This window comes from Salinihabitans flavidus (assembly GCF_900110425.1).
Taxonomy (GTDB): domain Bacteria; phylum Pseudomonadota; class Alphaproteobacteria; order Rhodobacterales; family Rhodobacteraceae; genus Salinihabitans; species Salinihabitans flavidus.
The window spans coordinates 1-2,239 of sequence record NZ_FODS01000068.1; the positions used below are offsets into that span (position 1 = coordinate 1).

Here is a 2,239-nt window from a genome sequence, read left to right on the forward strand (position 1 = left end):
CCCCTGCCCCGAGATACGCGGAGTCCTGAGACTTCGCACATACCCCGTGCCGGTTGATGTGGGTTTCGGCCGCGTAAAAGCGCGGGCGGGTATCGGGCATCCAGTCCGGCGCCCGCCCGGCGCGGGCCAGCTCGGCAATCCAGATTGCCATGCGCCGCCCGCCCCGCGCCTCGGGCAGCGCGGCCAGTGTCGAGGCCACGATCTCGGCATCGTCGGCGGGCAGCGACCGGCCGCCGCCGTCGATCCGCATCCCGCCGAGCCGCATCCGCTCGAGCATCACGTATTCCGTGCCATGCCCGCGCCAGCCGGTGCCGCCGACCGTGCCCACCTCATCGAAATCCAGCTGCGCGCATTCGCGCTGGAAGGCCCATTCCAACAGTTCGCGGATGCCTATATCGCGCATGCGTGCGCCCGCCGCGACGTGCCTTCCAATCTCCTGCCCCGCCATCTCGCCTCTCATTGCCTTCATCTCACTGCCCCTTGCCTTGTGTGACGTTTCGCGTCCGACCGTCACGCCACCGTCACGTTTTTTGTCACGCCTCAACCCTTTGTATTTATTACTCTTTCTATTCCTAAATAGATTTATGTAACGGTGTGACGCCCCGATCCGAATACCCTTCACACGCGCGCACTATTCTGCTGTGCGCCTGAGCGCGTAACACCGTCACATTACAGGGTTTTTTCCGGTTTCCTCTAATCACATCAAACACTTACCTCCGTGACGCAAAGCGTGACGGTAGCGTGACGCACCCCCCGCAAACGTCACGCTTTTCCCTCCTCCGGCGCGCCTTCACCGGCCGGCACTTCGCTTCCTGGCAAAAACCGCGCGGGCACCAGAAGGCCGCGCACCGCGCGCCCGGCCACGCGCACCGTGCCCGGAGAGGGGCGCACATCCGCAATGGTCTCCAGCGCCGCCCTGTGCCCGCCGCCGCGCCAGCGTGTGCCCGCCAGCACCCGGTCCAGCAACGGGTTGTTCCCATTGGCCACGAACATCTCATGCCGGCCGGCCTCTCCGGCGAGGAGCCGGAGCCCGAGGCGACCGATCAGCCGGTTGTCATACCGGTCCGGCTCGCCACTGTTCTCATTCATCCGCTCGATCAACTCGGCCACGGTGATCGTGCCGCCATGATCCTTGTTGATCATGCCCGCGAAGATCGTGCGCAGGCAGCGTTCGCCCTCGCCCTCCTCCTCGGCCTCGCGCGACAGGTGGATCAGGGGCTGGGCCAGCACCTTGGCCTCCTCCAGCCGCGCCATGTCAGCCTCGCCGGTCTCAGTGTCGACCAGCGGCGCGTCGTGCAGCATGAGATCCCAGCCGGCGAGGATGGCCCCGATGGTGTCGCCAGAGCGCGCCCGCGCCCCGAGGCTCTGCACCAGCCCGTTGTAGATCCGGAACGTCTGATCCCAGCGTGATGGCGCCAGATCGAGCATCCGCCGCCACACGCCGGCGCCGATCCCGGCCGCGTCGCGCTGCAGCTCATCGAGGCGCAGCGCCTGATCGGCCGGGCTGGCGCTGTCCTCGCGCTCGCCCAGCGTCAGGATCACGAACCGCGAGCGATCCGCGCTGGTCATCGCCGCCGGGATGATCGAGGCGAGAAACCCCGCCCCGTAAAGCTCGAAGCGCACGCCCGAGTGATCCGACGTGCCCCGCTCCACCTGCGCGCCCTCGGAATCGGACATCAGGCGGAAGAGCGCGATCACATCGCCGATCGCGCCGCTGTCGTCGGCCTCCGCCTCATCGAAGACCCGCGCCACCGCCATCCGGTTCGTGGTCTGGCGGATCGCCGCCGCGCTTGTCGAGTTCTTCACCCCGGTGGACATGCCACCCAGCAGAGCGGAGGCGACGCGCGTCACCGTCGTTTTGCCCGAGCCGTGCTTGCCCTTGAGATACATATGCGTGCGCCAGGACGGATATTGCCCGAGCGCGGCCTGCCCGATCCAGCCCATCAGGATATCGGCATCGCGCTCCCCGCCCCAGTTCCAGTGCCGTTGCAACCGTCGCCGGATCCAGTCCAGATCGTCGGCGCGCGCAGGCGTCTCGGCGGGAGCCGCGCGCGAGGGCACCGCCGGGTAGAGCGCGCGGCCGATCATCCGGCCCTTGCGCGGCTCCTGATCGGAGGCCAGCACCCGCTCGCCCAGATGCACCACCGGGTCGGCGCAAGCCCCGCGCCAGGTCCCGAAATGCCGCATCGGTGTTGCCTGATCATAAAGCGGCAGCGCGCTGCACGCCTGCATCAACGCA

1 protein-coding gene and 1 pseudogene are annotated in these 2,239 nt (G+C 67.7%); both read right to left on the reverse strand.

Annotated features, from left to right (window positions below; genetic code table 11):
* A pseudogene (locus BMW66_RS19760) lies at positions 1 to 469 on the reverse strand (hypothetical protein); the annotation flags it as partial.
* A gap of 293 nt (positions 470 to 762) precedes the next feature.
* Positions 763 to 2,239: hypothetical protein (locus tag BMW66_RS19765; protein WP_217639363.1), on the reverse strand; the 1,477-nt coding region annotated here is incomplete at its 5' end.